Raw genomic sequence first — 17,131 nt, 5'->3', positions numbered from 1 at the left:
TTATTCGCTTACCGGTTGATGGAGTTTTCGCGAAAAACGCAACCGCAGACGGTCGAAGAACAGATAGACCACCGGCGTGGTGTACAGGGTCAACAGTTGACTCATCACCAGACCGCCGACGATGGTAATCCCCAGCGGCTGGCGCAGCTCGGAGCCATCACCACTGGAGATAACCAGCGGCAGCGCGCCGAACAGCGCTGCCAGGGTGGTCATCATTATCGGGCGAAAACGTAACAGGCAAGCCTGGAAGATGGCTTCTTCCGGCGGCAGGTTGCCGTTACGCTGCGCCTCAAGGGCAAAATCGACCATCATGATGGCGTTTTTCTTCACGATGCCAATTAATAGCATAATCCCGATTAGCGCGATTAGGCTGAACGGGGCATCGAAAAGCTCAAGCGCCAGCAGCGCGCCGACGCCAGCGGAAGGGATGGTCGAAAGGATAGTCAGCGGGTGAACGTAGCTCTCATAGAGGATCCCCAGCACGATATAGACCGTGGCGATAGCCGCCAGAATCAGGATCACCTGGGAGTTCATCGTTTCCTGGAACACCTGCGCGGTCCCGGCGAACGACCCGCGCACGCTGGACGGCACGCCAAGCTGGGTCATTGCCCGGTTAATGGCATCGCTGGCTTCTGACAGCGACTTACCGGTCGGCAGGTTGAAAGAGATGGTCGAGGCCGCCGACAGCCCTTGATGGTTCACCGATAGCGGGGCGTTGGCCGGTTGCCATTTGGCGAAATAAGAGAGCGGGATCGGCTTATCTTCGCTGTTGATTACAAACATCTTATCCAGCGCGCTGACGTCCTGGGTGTAAACCGGGTCAACCTGCATCACCACTTTATACTGGTTCAGCGGCTGGTAAATGGTTGAGATCTGCCGTTGACCAAAGGCATTGTTCAGCAGGTTGTTGGCATCCTGCACGCTGATACCGAGCCTCGACATGGTGTCGCGATCGTAAACCAGGTCCATCTCAGCGCCGTTATCCTGCTGGTCCGAGTTAACGTCCGCCAGTTCCGGCAGTGCCGCCAGCGCTTTGCGAATCTTTGGCTCCCACTCGCGCAGCGCCGCAAGATCGTCCGACAGCAGGGTGTACTGGTAGCTGGCATTAGCCTGACGTCCGCCTACGCGAATATCCTGTACCGCCATCAGGAACAGGTTGGCCCCCGGCTCTTTCGCCAGTTTTTTACGCAGCCGGTCAATAATTTGCTGTGCCGTTTCGTGGCGTTCATCGCGAGATTTCAGGGTGATAAACATCATCCCGCTGTTGACTCGTGAGCCGCCGGTAAAGCCAGTGACGTTATCCACCGCCGGGTCTTCACGAATGATCTTCATAAAGTCCTGCAGCTTGCCGCGCATTGCCTGGAACGAAATGCTCTGGTCGGCCTGAATGCCGCCCATCAGTACCCCGGTGTCTTGCTCCGGGAAGAAGGTCTTGGGAATCGAGATATAGAGCCAGATGCTCAGCGCGATGGTGCCGAGCAGCACCAGGCCGGTTAAGCGGCTGTGCTTCAGCACCCATTTCAGCGACTTGCCGTAGCCACCCTGAATCGCTACCAGCAGACGACCAAAACCACGCTTGCGCGTTGGCTCGTTGGGCTTGCCGCTTTTCAGCAGCCAGCCGCACATCATCGGCGTCAGGGTCAGCGATACTGCCAACGAAATGCCGATCGCCACCGACAGGGTGACGGCAAATTCACGCAGCAATCTTCCCGGCAGGCCGCCCATCAGCAGTAGCGGCAGGAAGACAGCGACTAACGATATGCTCATCGACAGCACGGTGAAACCCACCTCCCGGCTTCCCTGTAGCGCGGCCTGAAGCGGTTTCATACCCGCTTCAAGATGGCGGGAGATGTTCTCCAGCACCACGATAGCGTCATCGACCACAAAGCCGGTGGCGATGGTCAGCGCCATTAGCGACAGGTTATTCAGGCTGAAGCCGCACAGATACATGGCCGCAAAGGTGCCAATCAGCGAGACCGGAACCGCCACCGCCGGGATCAGCGTCGCGCGGCCCGAACGCAGGAACAGGAACACCACGAGGATCACCAGCGCCACCGAGATCACCAGCGTTTGTTCGACCTCTTCCAGCGAGGCGCGGATGGTTGGCGACCGGTCCTGGGCGATTTGCAGGTCGATAGATGCCGGGATCGTGCGCTGCAGATCCGGCAGGCGGGCGCGAATGCTGTCCACCGTTTCAATGATATTGGCTTCCGGCAGCTTGCGGATCATCAGCAGAATTGCCGGTTTAGCGTTGGTCATCCCGGCGTTGCGCACATCCTGCACCGAGTCGGTGACGTTAGCCACGTCGCCGAGGCGCACCGCCGCACCGTTGTTGTAGTGCACAATAATTGGCTGATATTCGGCGGCGGTTTTCAGCTCGTCGTTGGTTTCCACCTGCCAGCGATGGCTATGATCTTCCAGCGCCCCCTGTGGTTTACGCACGTTGGCGTTGCTGATGGCGGTACGCACCGCATCCAGCGATACGCCCTGGTTAAACAGCGCCTGCGGGTTGAGATCAACGCGCACGGCGGGCAGGGAACTGCCGCCGACGTCAACGTCGCCCACGCCGTCGATCTGGGCAATAGTCTGCGCCAGCTGGGTGGAGGCGAAATCGTACAGCTCACCCTGGGAGTAGGTATCCGAGGTGAGGGTGAGGATCATGATCGGCGCGTCGGATGGGTTAGCTTTGCGGTAGGTCGGGCGGCTCGGCATACCGCTCGGCAGCAGGCTTTGCGCGGCGTTAATCGCCGCCTGTACGTCGCGCGCTGCGCCGTTGATATCGCGATCGAAGTTGAACTCCATAATAATTCGCGTGCTGCCAAGCGAACTGGAGGAGGTCATCTCGTTTACCCCGGCAATCCGCCCCAGGGAACGCTCCAGCGGCGTCGCCACCGAAGAGGCCATGGTTTCTGGCGAGGCACCGGGCAGCGAGGCGCTGATCATAATGACCGGAAAATCCACCTGCGGCAGCGGCGCGACCGGCAGCAGGCGGAAACCGAGGATGCCGCACAGGGTGATAGCGAGCGAGATCAGAATCGTCGCCACCGGGCGATAAATGAAGAGGGCGAAAAACTTCACTTACGCCTCCTCCTCACGCCGTGGGAACCGGCTCTTCATATACAGTGACAGGCGGTCGAACAGCAGATAGATGACCGGAGTAGTGAACAGGGTCAGCACCTGGCTGAGCATCAAACCGCCCACCATGCCAATCCCCAGCGGACGACGCAACTCCGCGCCGACGCCGGTACTCAACATCAGCGGCAGCGCGCCGAGCAGGGCGGCAAGGGTGGTCATCAGGATGGGACGAAAACGCAACAGACAGGCCTGATAAATCGCCTCGCGCGGCGGCATGCCCTGTTCGCGTTCGGCGGCCAGCGCGAAGTCGATCATCATGATGGCGTTTTTCTTCACGATACCGATAAGTAGAATGATGCCGATAATGGCGATAACATCCAGCTCGCTCCCGGCCAACCACAGCGCCAGCAGCGCGCCAATACCTGCCGTTGGCAGCGTAGACAGAATGGTGATTGGATGAATAAAGCTCTCATACAGCACGCCGAGCACGATATACATCGCCACCACTGCGGCAACTACCAGCCAGACGGTGCTGCCGAGCGCCGACTGGAAGGCCAGAGAACTGCCCTGGAACTGGGTACGAATATCGCTCGGGAACTCCAGCGCCTGCTCAGCGCCAAGAATCGCCTCGACCGCATCGCCCAGCGAATAGTTGTTCGGTACGTTAAATGAGATCGTCGTGACCGGGAACTGATCGAGATGGTTAATCGACAGCGGGGCAAAGCGCTGCTCCACTTTGGCGATTGCGGTAAGCGGCACGATCCCGCCGTCGCTGCTGGTCAGGCGGATGTTATCCAGCGCCGCCAGGCCCGGCGTCGCCTGGGTATCATGCTCCAGCACCACGCGGTACTGGTTTGCCTGGGTATAAATAGTGGAAATCAGGCGCTGACCGAAAGCGTTGTACAGCGCGTTATCAATATCGGACATGCTGATGCCGAGACGGCTGGCGCTATCGCGATCAACGTTGATATACGCCGCCAGGCCTTTATCCTGCCAGTCGCTACTAACGTCGGAGAGCTGCGGCAATGCCTGCAGGCGGGTCAGAAGCTGCGGTACCCAGTTGCTTAGCGCATCAAGCGAGTTGGCCTGGAGCGTGAACTGGTACTGGGTGCGGCTGACGGTAGTGTCAATCGTCAGGTCCTGGGTTGGCTGAAGATAAAGTTCGATACCGGGAATGCCGTCCACCGCGTTTTGCAGGCGGGCGATGACCGTTTGTACGCGATCGTCACGCTCGTCCAGCGGCTTAAGATTGATTTGCAGGCGGGCACTGTTCAGCGCCGGGTTGGTGCCGTCCACCCCGACGTAGGACGTCAGGCTTTCTACCGCCGGATCTTTAAGAATGACCGCGGAAACCTGCTGCTGGCGCTCGGCCATGCTGGCAAACGATACCGACTGCGGGGCCTGTAGCGTGCCCTGGATAATACCGTTGTCCTGCGTTGGGAAGAATCCTTTCGGAATAAACACCCATAACATGATTGACAGCGCCAGCGTGCTAAGGGCCACGCTCAGCGTCAGCCACGGATGGTTCAGCACCCGGCTCAGCCAGCGACCATAGACGGCGATCACCCGTTCAAAGAAGCGTTCGCTGGCGCGGGAGAAGCGGTTTTGCTTACGCAGCGACTCGTGGCTTAACATGCGGGCGCACATCATCGGCGTCAGGGTCAGCGACACCACTGCCGAGATGAGGATCGCCACCGCCAGGGTGACGGCGAACTCGCGGAACAGGCGACCGACGATATCGCCCATAAATAGCAGCGGGATCAGCACCGCGATCAGCGAGAAGGTCAGGGAGATAATGGTAAAGCCGATCTCACCTGCGCCTTTCAGGGCAGCGGTCAGCGGTTTTTCGCCTTTCTCGATATAGCGCGAGATGTTTTCAATCACCACGATGGCGTCATCGACCACAAACCCGGTGGCGATGGTCAGGGCCATCAGCGTCAGGTTGTTAATTGAGAAGTCGAGGAACACCATCACCGCGAAAGTACCGACCAGCGACAGCGGCACGGCGATGCCGGGAATAATCGTTGCCGGAACGTTGCGCAGAAACACGTAGATAATCATCACCACCAGAGCGATGGCCAGCATCAGTTCGAACTGGGTGTCGCTGACCGAGGCGCGAATATTGGTGGTACGGTCGGAAAGTACCTGTACTTTGACTGATTTCGGCAGGCTTTCGGTCAACTGCGGCAGCATCTGGCGAATGCTGTCGGCGGTAGAGATAATATTGGCCCCCGGCTGGCGCTGGACGTTCATCACGATCGCCCGCTGATTGTTGGCCCATGCCCCGAGCCAGCTGTTTTCCGCGCCCTGTTCAACTGTCGCGACGTCGCCGAGGCGAATCGGCGCGCCGTTCTGATACGCGATAATCAGGCGGCGGTAATCCTCTGCCGATTGCATCTGATCGTTGGCGGAAAGCGTAACCGCCCGCGACGGGCCGTCCAGGCTACCCTTCGCCGAGTTAACGTTGGCGCTGGTAATCGCGGTGCGAATGGTTTCGCTGGTCAGTCCGAGGGCGGCAATGGCCTGAGCGTTCAGCTTCACGCGCACTGCAGGGCGCTGACCGCCCGCCAGGGTCACCAGACCAACGCCGGAAACCTGGGAGATTTTCTGCGCCACGCGGGTTTCCACCATATCTTCGACCTGAGTCATCGGAATCGCGGAAGAGGTGACCGCGAGGGTCATAATCGGCGGGTCGGCGGGGTTAACTTTGCTGTAGACCGGCGGGTTGGGTAGATCTGACGGCAGCAGGTTAGTGGCGGCGTTGATGGCCGCCTGTACTTCCTGCTCGGCAACGTCCAGCGGCAGCGTAAGCTGGAACTGCAGCGTGACCACCGATGCGCCGCCCGAACTCTGGGACGACATTTGCTTGAGGCCGGACATCTGGCCAAACTGGCGCTCCAGCGGGGCGGTAATCGACGAGGTCACGACGTCCGGGCTGGCGCCGGGATAGAGCGTCACCACCTGAATCGTCGGGTAATCCACTTCCGGCAGCGCCGAAACGGGCAGGAAACGATAGCCGATAATCCCGGCCAGCATAATGGCCACCATTAACAGCGTCGTCGCTACCGGGCGCATGATAAACAGACGGGAAGGACCACCCGTACTGCTCGGCGGTAACACTTGCATCAGGAGCGCGCTCCTTTTTTACCGTATTCACGACTGGTGGCTTTCGCCGGTTCAGCTGCGGTGGTGGCGTCGTGAGCTTCTACAACTTCAACCTTCGCGCCTTCCGTCAGGCGGTCGATGCCGTCGGTCACCACGCGATCGCCTGCGGAAAGTCCGGCGTTAATCACCACTTTCAGGCTGTCCTGAATCCCTGGCGTCACCGTATGTTTGCTGACTTTGTTTTCGTCGTTCAGCACCCAGACGAAATGGCCTTCGTTGCCCATTTGCAGGGCTGCGGTCGGAATAACCACCGCGTTTTGCTCGGTATCCACCAGCATCCGGGCGTTGACGAACTGATTCGGGAACAGGGCGTCGTCCTGATTATTAAAGCGTGCTTTAAGCTTGATAGTACCGGTGGTGGCGTCAATCTGGTTATCGAGGCTCAGCAGAGAACCTTCGCTGATTTTCTGTTTGTTGGTACGGTCCCAGGCTTCGACGACCAGTTTTTTGCCTGCCTTTTGCGCCTGAACCACCGTGGCTATCTGGTTTTCAGGAAGAGTAAAGACCAGGTCGATAGGGTGAGTTTGCGTTAGCACCACAATCCCGGTGGTATCGCCGCTGGAGATCTGGTTGCCGATATCCACCTGCTTTAAGCCTACCCGGCCATCAATCGGCGCGGTGATCCGGCTCCAGTTCAGCTGCAGCTGGGCGCTGGCGACGGCGGCCTCATCGGCTTTGATGGTGCCCTGGGTTTCACTGACCAGCGATTGCTGAGTATCCAGTTCCTGGCGTGATACCAGATTAGTTTTGACCAACTGCTGATAGCGCGCCAGGTCGCGGCGGGCGTTAGCCAGGGTCGCCTGATCCTTTGCCAGCTGGCCCTGAGCCTGGGCGAGGGCGACTTTAAACTGGCTGGGGTCGATTTCGGCGAGCAGGTCGCCCGCCTTTACCTGCTGGCCTTCGGTGAAGTGGATAGCCAAAAGCTGACCGTCGACGCGGCTGCGGACGGTGACGGTGTTCGCTGCCGTTACCGTACCAAGGCCGGAGAGATAGCGTGGGACCGATTCGCTGGTAGCCGTTGCCGCCTGCACCGGCGCAAGGGCTGCACCAAAACGACCGTGACGTGGCCCACCAGGCCCTGGACCCTGCTGGCCAGGGCCTGCTGCCGTTACAGAGGTACTGTTTGCCGCTTCGCGACCTTGCCAAAACCAGTACGCGGCGCCCGCGACGATTGCGACTACCAGCACGGCTACCCAACGGCTTTTATTGCTACCTTTCATTAATTTGCTATCTCATCCTGAAACGTTTCACGGAATGATACTAGTTTAGTCAGTGAACGCTGCTTAAAAATGGAGGAATTATGAAAAGACTGTTGAGATATGTCTGGATAAAACGCTTTTTGCTGAGAGGCTTACGGTGAATATTTACGCGTAATTTACGCTTATCGATTTTTACTCACCGATCTTGTGAACGCCGATATTTATTTATTGGTATCCGTTGTTTCTTGATACCAACAGCGGATTGCGTCGAATCTGAACTGATATACAGCGTGAATACACAGCCTGGAGTGATGATTCAGCCTGATTGGCGGTCGTATCTGTTTAATAATCAAATCCACTCAGTGTCTTGTCTTAATCAAAGCGACCCATACCAGAAGGTTCTTTATGCATTTTACCCAAGCTATCGCCCGTCTTCCGGCCGCTACCTGCGGTGCAGGACAAACTACTGCCCAACTGGGCGCGCCGGATATTGCCAATACCACTCGCCAGTTTCTCGCCTATGTAGAAACCCTGTTGCAACTTGGCCTGAAGGTCACCGTACTCCCTGCTGCGGCAGATTATCCGGATGCGCACTTTGTTGAAGATACCGCGGTGGTGATGCCGGAACTGGCGGTGATTACCCATCCTGGCGCACCGAGCCGCCAGGGTGAAGTTGACACCATCGCGCCGGTGCTGGCGGGCTTTCGGCCGCTGGTGCAGATGAGCGAGCGGGGGCATATGGACGGCGGCGATGTGCTGCTGGTCGACAAACAGTTTTTTATCGGCCTGACGGCGCGTACCGATGAGCAAGGCATTCGCGAGTTTGCCGCCGCCGTTGAGCCACACGGCTATCAGGTCACGGCGATTGAAGTCAGCGCCGGGCTGCATCTGAAATCGATAGTCAACTATGTTGGTCGTAACACGCTGCTGCTGACGGAAGGCTACGTTAACCATCCGGCGTTTAGCGGCTTTAACAGCATCGTTATCCCGGAAGAAGAGTCCTACGCCGGTAATACGCTGTGGATCAACGATACCTTAATTACGCCGCAGGGTTACCCCCATACCCTGGGCGAAATCAGCAAGCTGGGAATGCCCATTGTGCAACTCGACACCAGCGAATTTAAGAAAATGGATGGCGGGCTGACCTGCCTCTCACTGCGTTTTTAATCACCGCGCCGACACCGGGGAAACCGAAATGAAAACACGCCTTGCCGCATTACTGGCTTGTATGGCGCTCAGCGCGCCGCTGGCCGCCCAGCAGTTTGACACCATCAGCTTTGGCGTCGATGGCGGCTATCCGCCTTTTGACGTCCTGGCCCCCAGCGGTGAAATTACCGGTTTTGATATCGATATCGCTAATGCGCTCTGTACGCAGCTAAAAGCCAAATGCGTTTTTGTTAAGCAGCCGTTCGAAAGCATGATCGCTGCGCTGAATGCGCATAAATTCGATGCCATTATCGCCTCGCTCAATATTACCGATGAGCGCAAAAAGGAAGTGGATTTCACCGATCGCTACTATCGCAGCGCGGCGCAGCTGGTTGCGCGTAAAGGTAGCCCGCTGCTGCCGGAAGTTGCCAGCCTGAAAGGCAAGACCGTCGGCGTACAGACAGGCTCCACTCATGAAGCTTTTGCTAAGGCCAACTGGGCCAATCATGGCGTGAAAATCGTTGGTTATGCAAACCAGGATAACGTCTATCTCGACCTGCTTTCCGGGCGTATCGACGCCGCTTTGCAGGACAATATCCAGGCGGCGACCGGCTTTATTGATACCCCGCGCGGGCAAAAATTTGCTTTTGCCGGCCCGGTTATTCAGGACGGCGGCATCTCTTCCGATGTTGGGATTGCGGTGAATAAAGATAATCCGGCGCTGCGTGACGCGCTAAATGGCGCTATCAAGGCCATCCGCGCTGATGGTACCTACGATGCTATCCAGAAAAAGTACTTTAGCTTTGATATTTATGGCAAATAAGTCGTGAAGGCGAGGGCGCAGGCAATGGCTTGCGCCGCTTTACGACATCCGCGGAAGGCTGAATATGGTCGCAGACTATTTACCCCTGTTGTTACGCGGCGCGGCGCTTTCGCTGTGCGTGATGCTCTCTTCATTACTGGTGGCTCTGCTGCTGGGGCTGATTAACTCGCTGGTGAAACTCTTTGGCCCGCCGTGGCTGCGCCTGTTTTCCACCGGTTACACCACGCTGGTGCGCGGTATTCCGGAACTGGTCATTATGCTGCTGCTGTTCTTCGGCGGCGAGATGCTGGTCAATCTACTGCTGAGTTTAGTGGGGCTGGGGCCAGTGCGCTTCAACACCTTTATTTCCGGCGTGCTGGCCATTGGTTTTGTCTTCGGCGCTTATTACACCGAGACCTTTCGCGGCGCGTTCCTTACCGTGGATAGCGGGCAAACCGAAGCGGCGCAGGCCTATGGTATGCGCCCGTGGACGGTATTTCGTCGGGTGATGCTACCGCAGATGCTGAGCTTCGCGATTCCGGGTATCAACAATAACTGGCTGGGGCTGATGAAAGCGTCGGCGCTGGTGTCGATCCTCGGTCTGGAGGATATGGTATGGCTGGCTGAACAGGCCGGTCGCGCCACGCAAAAACCGTTTCTGTTCTATTTCCTGGTTTCGCTGATTTATATGGTGATCACCGCGCTTTCCAGCTGGCTGTTCAGTCGTCTGGCTAAACGCTACGCGCTGCGCTCTTCAACGGCGGGGGCGGCACTATGAATCTGCAAACCTTTATCGATGCGATTCCCAGCTATTTATGGAGCGATGGTAACGGTGCCGCAAGCGGGCTGGCGGTGACGGCGGAGCTGTTTTTGCTGTCAATTATTCCAGGCATGGTGCTGGCGATACTGATGGCGGTGGGGCAGGTTTACGGTCCACGGGCGCTGGCGTTGCCCGTTCGCGGTTTTACTTACTTTTTCCGCAGTACGCCGCTTTATCTGCAATTGATGCTGATCTACTACGGCCTGTCGCAGTTCGATATAGTGCAGACGGGCTGGATGAACGACCAGCCGTTCTGGCTGCTGTTCCGCGATGCCACCTTCTGCGCCACGTTAGCGCTGGTACTGAATACCTCAGCCTACGTCGCTGAGCTGCTGGCGGGAATGATGCTAACTTTCCCGCGCCAGGAATGGGTCGCCGGCGAGGCCTACGGTATGAGGAAATGGCAAATTGTTCGCCGCCTCGTTCTGCCTGCCACCCTGCGACGCGGGATCCCGGCGCTAAATAATGAAATGGTCTTTTTACTGCATGCCACATCGTTGGCCAGCACCGTGACATTGCTGGATATCACCGGCGTGGCGCGCGCGTTCTACGCCATGACCTATTCGCCGTTTATTCCGTTTCTGATGGCCGCCGCGCTGTATCTGCTGTGCACTTTTATGCTGATATTCACCTTTTCACGCGCTGAACGGCGCTGGCTGGCGTTTATCCGTCGCGGCTAATCAGGAGCGCTTAATGGACTGGAGTTCGGTCAGGGTAACGATTTTATCAACATGAAACTTTTTACTGGTCAGCCAGCTATCCGCCAGCTGGCAGTAGTGTGCCATGCTGCGACAGCCAATCCGTACCAGGAAGTCAAAGCTGCCGCTGACCAGCCAGCAGTCCAGCACTTCGGGCGTCTGGCGCATCTCCTGTTCAAACACCGGCTGCGAGCGTCCGTGGTCAGCCAGCGCGATTTGCGCTTGTACCACAAAAGCGTGCTCCGGCTCAGGCAATTCAATGATGGCGCTGTAGCCGCGAATGATCCCATCGCGCTCAAGGCCGCGTACGCGTTCCAGGCAGGGGCGCGCGGTGAGGTTTACCTGCTCCGAGAGCTTCTGATAAGAGATGCGGCCATCCCGGCGCAGGATTTCAAGGATCTTGTGATCGATACGGTCAAGCCGGGTTTTCTTTTCCACAACCAGGACGTCCAATGAAAATTAAACACTATACATTACCTGAACATGCCCTCAGTGGGCAGCGGCAATTAAGCCATTTTCATTTCGGCGAACCCGGTACAGGAGAGAAAGTCTATCTGCAGGCGGGACTGCACGCTGATGAAATTCCGGGCATGCTGGTTGCGCATTATCTTAAAAGATTACTCAGCCAGGCGGAACGGCGCGGCGAGCTGCGCGGCGAAATCATTCTCGTGCCGGTGGCGAACCCGCCGGGGCTGGCGCAGGTACTGCTGAACAGCGGTATTGGTCGTTTTGATCTGGCGAGTGGGCGCAACTTTAACCGCGATTTTCCCGACCTCGCTGCTCTGGCGCACCAGCACTTAGACACCGAGCCCCCTGTTTCGCGCTCTGAATATCTAAAACAGGTGCGCGTGGCGATGCAGTATGCGCTGGCGACGCTTCCTGCTGGTAGCGAGGTTCAGGCACTGCGTCATCATTTACTGAGTCTCGCCTGTGATGCTGACCTGGTGCTGGATCTGCACTGCGACGACCAGGCCATTTTGCATCTCTATGCCGATCCGGCCTGGCGAAACGAAGCCAGCGTTCTGGCGGCTTTTCTCGGCATTGGCGCCGTGCTGTTGTCGCAGGAGAGCGGAGGCAACTCGTTTGATGAGGCCTGCGGCCTGCCGTGGCAGCGTCTGGCAGCGCTTAATCCGTTATGGCGCAAGCAGCAGCCCGGCTGCATGGCGGTGACCGTAGAGCTGCGCGGCCAGCAGGATGTGAATCATGCCACCGCCTGCGACGACGCCGAACGTATTTATCGCTATTTGCAATACCGCGGCGTGCTGGCAGGCGCCAGGCCCGAGGTGCCGCAGCAGAAAACGGTGATGCTGCCTTTTGAGGCCGGAGAGATTATTACCGCCCCGGCGACCGGCATTCTGGTCCAGCTAAAACAGCCCGGCGAGTGGGTGAGTCGCGATGACGTCGTGGCGGAAATCATCGATCCGCTGACTGATATGGTCAAAGCGGTACGGCCTAAAGCGGGCGGCCTGATCTATGCCAGCCGTCGTGCGCCGTTTGTGACCCTGGGAGCGGAAGTGATGAAAATCGCCGGTGAGCAGCCGTTCAGCGGCGGAGGCGGGCTGGCGATGTAAGCGATAACGTTATCTATCCCTGGCGGTTATCGATGACCTGAAGTTAACCGCCGTTAGCGTATTCTTCCCTGATACTCTATCAGCATCTGTTTTATTGATTCCTGATGAATTTTTACCCTCAATCAAAAAGAAACTGGCAATAAAGTGTGATGTCTCACGCTAAAAACTTCATTCTCATTGAATAAATTGTGATTTATTTCGCAGTAATAGTCTTTAAGTCCTCTCTTTGATAAATGTGATCTTGATCCACCGAATATGGAAAAAAAGGAATAATGACCATTGGATTGTGTCATTAATTGACTTTGCTTAAAAAAATGTCGCTGCTAGTATCGATGATAGTAAGAATGATACAGGTTGGTGCTGGGGCATAATATTGTTGCAATAATTATTTCTGATGGGGTAATTGCCGTGATGTTATTTACTGTTAGACAACGTAAAATTTTTGAGATGCTTTGGGTGATCAGAGATTATGTCACAGTAAAGGATATTGCTGATGAGGTGTCTTATTCAGAAAAAACGGTAAGAAGCGATCTGGATGTTATCAGAAATGAAGTTGTTAATCATAATGTCGGTCGGCTGCTGGCTAAAACTAATAAAGGATTTTTCCTCGAAATGGAAAAAACGGCTTACGAAAAAATAGCCACGACCTTTGTTGAGAATAAAATTGATGAACGTATAAAAAACCGTATGTGCCGCATGCTAATGGTTTTGCTGGTACAGCCGGTGGTGTCCGCCCAGGAGTTGGCAGATTGTGTTTATTTAGATAAAGGCGCGATAAAAAAATATCTGCTCGAAGTTGAGTCCTGGCTCCTGCCTTTTGGCATTGAACTTTGCAAATCCAACGCAACCTATAAATTATCCTGCACTGAGGTAGTTAGGCGTAAGTTATTTTGGTATTTATTTATTGAACTAAAGCGTTGCCAGAAAAAAGCATTCGCAGAGCGTCTTTATTCATCTACACATGCTCTCAGTAAAAAATATTTTGATGGCGCCGATTATCTTACGCTCAAAATGATGTTTTCCAGAGAAATGCAATATTTTGAACCGATTATGCGAGCGATTGAAGAATTGGAGCAACAATATAATGTCTCTTATACCTATGACTCCTGCGTATGGTTAATATTTTCCTTCGTGCTTGTTATGCATCGCCAGAAGATGGCTAAAGATTACCTGACTGTTTCTGCATCGGAAGCCTGGGATGTAGGTCCTGAGCAAGAAATGGCGCATTACCTTTGCCAGCAGTTACATACTTCAACCAGGATTGTATTTTCAGCTGATGATGTACGATATACGACACTTGTTTTACTCGCCAGCGAGTTAAATGACGTTAATAATGAGAGCGTCAGAGTTCAGGTTTGTGCTTCGCCACGGCATCTTGAGGAAACTATTCAGGAGTTTATTTTATCGTTAAGTCATGTGGTCAGTCGCGGGTTGCTGAGAGATAAACAATTATTATGGCGCTTGATTTTACTCATTAGACCGATGGTCTATCGTAACATCCTTGGTATAAATCGGGCTGAAGCCGGTGCTTCTCAGTCATTGATTAGGCAGGTCAAATTTTCTTACCTTGATTTATATCTTGAAGTTGAGCTTTGCAGTTTGCTATATGAGCAACGTTATCAACTAACCTTGAATGAACAAGAAATTAGCCTGATTACCTTATGTATTAAAAATGCACAAAGTTTAGCGTTTAAAAAAATTAGAATCGCTATTGTCTGTAATTATGGTATCGGCATTTCTCAATTTGTCGCGCAAAAAATACAGCGGGCAATAACTCAGGTTGAAATTGTTGGTATTTTTTCGTTAAGAGAGCTAGACCAACTGGATAATAATTACTGCGACCTGGTTGTGAGTACAGTGCCCCTACAGCGTCGTAAAGAGGCTGTTATCCACGTCAATGATGTATTGTTACCTTATGATCTTTCTCTGATTAAAGAAACCGTTAAGAAGATGCAAAAAAGTAAGATGCTGCAAACGCTACAGAAAAAAACGGACGGTAAAGTAAAAAGTTATCATCAGTATATCTTGCCTGAGATGCTATTCGTCGTTTCAGAAATTAAACATAACAATGCGGTGCTGGAATATGTTTGCCAGCAAGCGGCGGCTACAGGCTGTTGTGATGAACTTTATTTATCCTCTGTGTTAGAGAGAGAAAAAGTTTCCCCAACAGAAATTGCTCCTGGCGTTGTTCTTACTCACGGCGATCCGGGTCTGGTGAAGGTGAATTTTATCTCATTAACGTTACTACGCGAACCCGTCGACTGGGGAGGAGAGCAGGGGGTGGATGTTGTCTTTATGGTTGGTTTTAAAAGATCGTCTGATGGCAAAATTGATGGAAGTATTGCCGGTTTTTACACCATGCTAGCTGCGATGGTGGAAAATGATAGGCTAATGAAATCACTGCGTAACTGTACTTCTGAGCAAGAACTATATCGGTTTTTAATCGATGAGAACAAGTATGAGGATGTAATATGAAAATGTGCGAATTTATTATTGAAAGTGATGAAGGGTTGCATGCCAGACCCGCAGCGGACTTTGTTGATAAATCTATTTCTTATCTGAGTAAAATTACCTTTGAAAAAGATGGCGAGATTTTTAACGCAAAAAGTTTTACCTCCGTACTGAGTATGGGGGCGTGTAAAAACGACAAAATTATTATCAAGGTAGAGGGAGAGGATGAAGAACAGGCGATCGATGAACTCACTGCCTTTTTTTATACATTAAATTAATGCGGTTATACTATGTCAGATATCAGGATGTAATAAGGACAATAATTTTTATGATGCTTTCAGATGTTATCAATAAAAACGCCCTGCAAATTAATATGCCAGCGACCGATAAACGGCAAGCGCTCGAATCATTAATTGACCTGCTGTATAAGGATGGTGCAGTTAACGATCCACACGCTTTTATTCAGGATGTTTACCAACGTGAAGGTGAAGGTAAAACGGGAATTGGCGGCTTTATTGCTATACCTCATGGTAAATCAGATTTTGTTAACAATACCTGTATCGCTATTGGTTTATTAAAAAAACCAATTGAATGGGAGTCCCTGGACGGTAATAGAGTAAAGGTTATAATTCTTTTTGCCGTAAATAAAAAAGATAAAAATGATTATTTCGTTAAAATGATGTCACAAGTAGCTCGCATGTTAGGAAAGGAGGAAACTTGCGAGAAATTACTCTCAGCAGCGTCGACGGACGAACTGGTGTCTGCCTTTGAATAATCTGGAGTATACAATGAATATTGTTGGAATTACCGCCTGTACTGCAGGCATTGCCCACACTTATATCGCTAAAGAAAAACTAATTCAGGCTGCCTTGAGTCTGGGGCATAACATCAAAGTAGAAACTCAGGGGTCTATTGGTGTTGATGATAAACTTAGTCCTGAGGATATCGCTAATGCGGACATTGTTATTTTTGCGACCGATATTGGGATTGGCGGGTTAGAGCGTTTTAAGGATAAACATGTGGTCGAAGTACCTATTGCTACCGTAGTCAAATCACCTAAATCTTTGATTCAAAAAATACAAGAAAAAATGCAAAAATAATTAACCCTAAATATGAGGGCGATAGTATGTCTTACAGTATCGGTTTCAAGAAGCATATGTTGACCGGCGTTTCCTACATGATTCCTGTGGTTGTCGCAGCAGGGCTTTGTATGGCGATTGCAAAAATATTTGGCGGTGCATTTGTTGCCAATGCGACGCAAACGTTGCCCTGGTTTATCAACCAGCTTGGCGTGGTTGCAATGGGGCTCGTTGTCCCGGTTCTTACTGCCGGCATTGCCTATTCCATTGCCGATCGCCCGGGTATTACCCCTGGGCTGATTCTGGGGTTTGTGGCCATTGAAATTAAAGCCGGGTTCCTGGGAGGAATGTTGGCCGGGTTCCTGGTGGGTTACGTCATACTGGCGATTCGTCGCTACTTAAAGCTTCCCTCCAGTATGCAGGGGCTGATGCCGGTACTCTTTATCCCCTTGCTTTCAACCCTGATTATTGGCCTGGCGTTTTATCTATTTCTGGGACGTCCGGTTGCCATCGCTCAGGCGGCGGTCATTGACTGGATGGGGGGACTTATGGGCGGATCGAGGATGGTACTCGGGGGGATAATTGGTGCGATGATGGGGTTTGATCTTGGAGGGCCGGTAAATAAATCCGCATCTCTTTTCTCAAATGCCATGCTGGCTCAGGGGATTTATGGCCCGGAAGCGGCGAAAATTGTCGCGGGTATGGTTCCTCCCATCGGTGTTGCGATTTCCGTGTTTATTTCTCGGCGTAAACGCTATTCTCAGGGAGAAATTGAAGCAGCGAAAGCCGCGTTTCCTCTCGGATTATGCTTTATCACTGAAGGCGTCCTGCCGTTTGCTGCTGCCGATCCGCTGCGGGTCATTCCTGCCTGTATGGCCGGTTCCGCCACAGCCGCCTCGCTAACGATGCTGTGGAACGTTACCAGCACAGTTCCTCACGGTGGGATCTTTGTTATTCCCATCATGGGACACCCATGGGGATTTGTCGCTGCGTTAATCATCGGCAGCCTGATTACTGCCGCAGTATTAACCATCCTCAAACCAGTATTAAAAGCATCCGATCAGCAAGATGGCGATGAAGAGGAGCCAGAAGTTGACGATTTTGAGATTAGCATTAAATAGTACA

At 53.5% G+C, this 17,131-nt stretch carries 14 protein-coding genes; 10 read left to right on the top strand and 4 right to left on the bottom strand.

Going from position 1 to position 17,131, the window contains the following annotated elements; translation table 11 throughout:
- From mdtC to QVF11_RS01745, 3 genes are read right to left on the bottom strand one after another with little or no spacing between them, the layout of a single operon-like run.
- Complete coding sequence (gene mdtC, locus QVF11_RS01755; protein WP_287855045.1) at nt 1-3,078, bottom strand: multidrug efflux RND transporter permease subunit MdtC; 3,078 nt, start codon at nt 3,076-3,078, stop codon at nt 1-3.
- Complete coding sequence (locus QVF11_RS01750; RefSeq protein WP_287855043.1) at nt 3,079-6,201, bottom strand: MdtB/MuxB family multidrug efflux RND transporter permease subunit; 3,123 nt, start codon at nt 6,199-6,201, stop codon at nt 3,079-3,081.
- Entirely contained in the window at nt 6,201-7,460 is a 1,260-nt protein-coding gene (locus tag QVF11_RS01745) for an MdtA/MuxA family multidrug efflux RND transporter periplasmic adaptor subunit (RefSeq protein ID WP_112213162.1), read from the bottom strand. The genes QVF11_RS01750 and QVF11_RS01745 overlap by 1 nt, the downstream gene beginning before the upstream one ends.
- Nucleotides 7,461-7,844: 384 nt before the next feature.
- On the opposite strand from QVF11_RS01745, the gene QVF11_RS01740 reads away from it, so the two are divergent.
- The 4 genes from QVF11_RS01740 (at nt 7,845) to QVF11_RS01725 (ending at nt 10,887) form a co-directional block, all read left to right on the top strand.
- Nucleotides 7,845-8,606 carry a dimethylarginine dimethylaminohydrolase family protein gene (locus tag QVF11_RS01740; RefSeq protein ID WP_112213163.1) on the top strand — a complete coding sequence of 254 codons (762 nt, stop codon included), beginning with the start codon at nt 7,845-7,847 and terminating at the stop codon, nt 8,604-8,606.
- Between the two features lie 28 nt (nt 8,607-8,634).
- Entirely contained in the window at nt 8,635-9,408 is a 774-nt protein-coding gene (locus tag QVF11_RS01735) for an ABC transporter substrate-binding protein (protein ID WP_110275528.1), read from the top strand.
- A 64-nt stretch (nt 9,409-9,472) separates the two neighbouring features.
- Entirely contained in the window at nt 9,473-10,165 is a 693-nt protein-coding gene (locus QVF11_RS01730; RefSeq protein WP_139536533.1) for an ABC transporter permease, read from the top strand.
- Entirely contained in the window at nt 10,162-10,887 is a 726-nt protein-coding gene (locus QVF11_RS01725) for an ABC transporter permease (protein ID WP_139536532.1), read from the top strand. The genes QVF11_RS01730 and QVF11_RS01725 overlap by 4 nt, the downstream gene beginning before the upstream one ends.
- On the opposite strand, the gene QVF11_RS01720 is transcribed toward QVF11_RS01725, so the two are convergent.
- Nucleotides 10,888-11,343 carry an Lrp/AsnC family transcriptional regulator gene (locus QVF11_RS01720; protein ID WP_110275571.1) on the bottom strand — a complete coding sequence of 152 codons (456 nt, stop codon included), beginning with the start codon at nt 11,341-11,343 and terminating at the stop codon, nt 10,888-10,890.
- Nucleotides 11,344-11,357: 14 nt separating this feature from the next.
- On the opposite strand from QVF11_RS01720, the gene QVF11_RS01715 reads away from it, so the two are divergent.
- From QVF11_RS01715 to QVF11_RS01690, 6 genes are all read left to right on the top strand, one after another.
- Nucleotides 11,358-12,476: a succinylglutamate desuccinylase/aspartoacylase family protein gene (locus QVF11_RS01715; protein ID WP_287855039.1), complete on the top strand. Its 1,119-nt coding sequence runs from the start codon at nt 11,358-11,360 to the stop codon at nt 12,474-12,476.
- Between the two features lie 357 nt (nt 12,477-12,833).
- Nucleotides 12,834-14,951 carry a BglG family transcription antiterminator gene (locus QVF11_RS01710; protein ID WP_287855037.1) on the top strand — a complete coding sequence of 706 codons (2,118 nt, stop codon included), beginning with the start codon at nt 12,834-12,836 and terminating at the stop codon, nt 14,949-14,951.
- Nucleotides 14,948-15,205 (top strand): HPr family phosphocarrier protein, encoded by a 258-nt coding sequence (locus tag QVF11_RS01705; protein WP_110275523.1) that lies wholly within the window; start codon nt 14,948-14,950, stop codon nt 15,203-15,205. Before QVF11_RS01710 ends, QVF11_RS01705 begins: the two co-directional genes overlap by 4 nt.
- Before the next feature lie 50 nt (nt 15,206-15,255).
- The gene (locus QVF11_RS01700) at nt 15,256-15,702 is read left to right on the top strand and encodes a PTS sugar transporter subunit IIA (RefSeq protein WP_110275522.1); all 447 of its coding nucleotides are present in this window, start codon (nt 15,256-15,258) and stop codon (nt 15,700-15,702) included.
- Between the two features lie 13 nt (nt 15,703-15,715).
- The gene (locus tag QVF11_RS01695) at nt 15,716-16,027 is read left to right on the top strand and encodes a PTS fructose transporter subunit IIB (RefSeq protein WP_110275521.1); all 312 of its coding nucleotides are present in this window, start codon (nt 15,716-15,718) and stop codon (nt 16,025-16,027) included.
- A 26-nt stretch (nt 16,028-16,053) separates the two neighbouring features.
- Nucleotides 16,054-17,127: a PTS fructose transporter subunit IIC gene (locus QVF11_RS01690; protein WP_110275520.1), complete on the top strand. Its 1,074-nt coding sequence runs from the start codon at nt 16,054-16,056 to the stop codon at nt 17,125-17,127.
- Nucleotides 17,128-17,131: the final 4 nt, after the last annotated feature.

This window comes from Klebsiella sp., assembly GCF_027492335.1.
Taxonomy (GTDB): domain Bacteria; phylum Pseudomonadota; class Gammaproteobacteria; order Enterobacterales; family Enterobacteriaceae; genus Klebsiella; species Klebsiella huaxiensis.
This window is presented reverse-complemented; position numbering and strand designations above follow the sequence as displayed.

Excerpts from the sequence above, each read along its gene's own strand:
- QVF11_RS01750 (WP_287855043.1), bottom strand. The coding sequence starts at position 6,201 with ATGCAAGTGTTACCGCCGAGCAGTACGGGTGGTCCTTCCCGTCTGTTT.
- QVF11_RS01745 (WP_112213162.1), bottom strand. The coding sequence starts at position 7,460 with ATGAAAGGTAGCAATAAAAGCCGTTGGGTAGCCGTGCTGGTAGTCGCA.
- QVF11_RS01740 (WP_112213163.1), top strand. The coding sequence starts at position 7,845 with ATGCATTTTACCCAAGCTATCGCCCGTCTTCCGGCCGCTACCTGCGGT.
- QVF11_RS01735 (WP_110275528.1), top strand. The coding sequence starts at position 8,635 with ATGAAAACACGCCTTGCCGCATTACTGGCTTGTATGGCGCTCAGCGCG.
- QVF11_RS01730 (WP_139536533.1), top strand. The coding sequence starts at position 9,473 with ATGGTCGCAGACTATTTACCCCTGTTGTTACGCGGCGCGGCGCTTTCG.
- QVF11_RS01725 (WP_139536532.1), top strand. The coding sequence starts at position 10,162 with ATGAATCTGCAAACCTTTATCGATGCGATTCCCAGCTATTTATGGAGC.
- QVF11_RS01715 (WP_287855039.1), top strand. The coding sequence starts at position 11,358 with ATGAAAATTAAACACTATACATTACCTGAACATGCCCTCAGTGGGCAG.
- QVF11_RS01705 (WP_110275523.1), top strand. The coding sequence starts at position 14,948 with ATGAAAATGTGCGAATTTATTATTGAAAGTGATGAAGGGTTGCATGCC.
- QVF11_RS01700 (WP_110275522.1), top strand. The coding sequence starts at position 15,256 with ATGATGCTTTCAGATGTTATCAATAAAAACGCCCTGCAAATTAATATG.
- QVF11_RS01695 (WP_110275521.1), top strand. The coding sequence starts at position 15,716 with ATGAATATTGTTGGAATTACCGCCTGTACTGCAGGCATTGCCCACACT.
- QVF11_RS01690 (WP_110275520.1), top strand. The coding sequence starts at position 16,054 with ATGTCTTACAGTATCGGTTTCAAGAAGCATATGTTGACCGGCGTTTCC.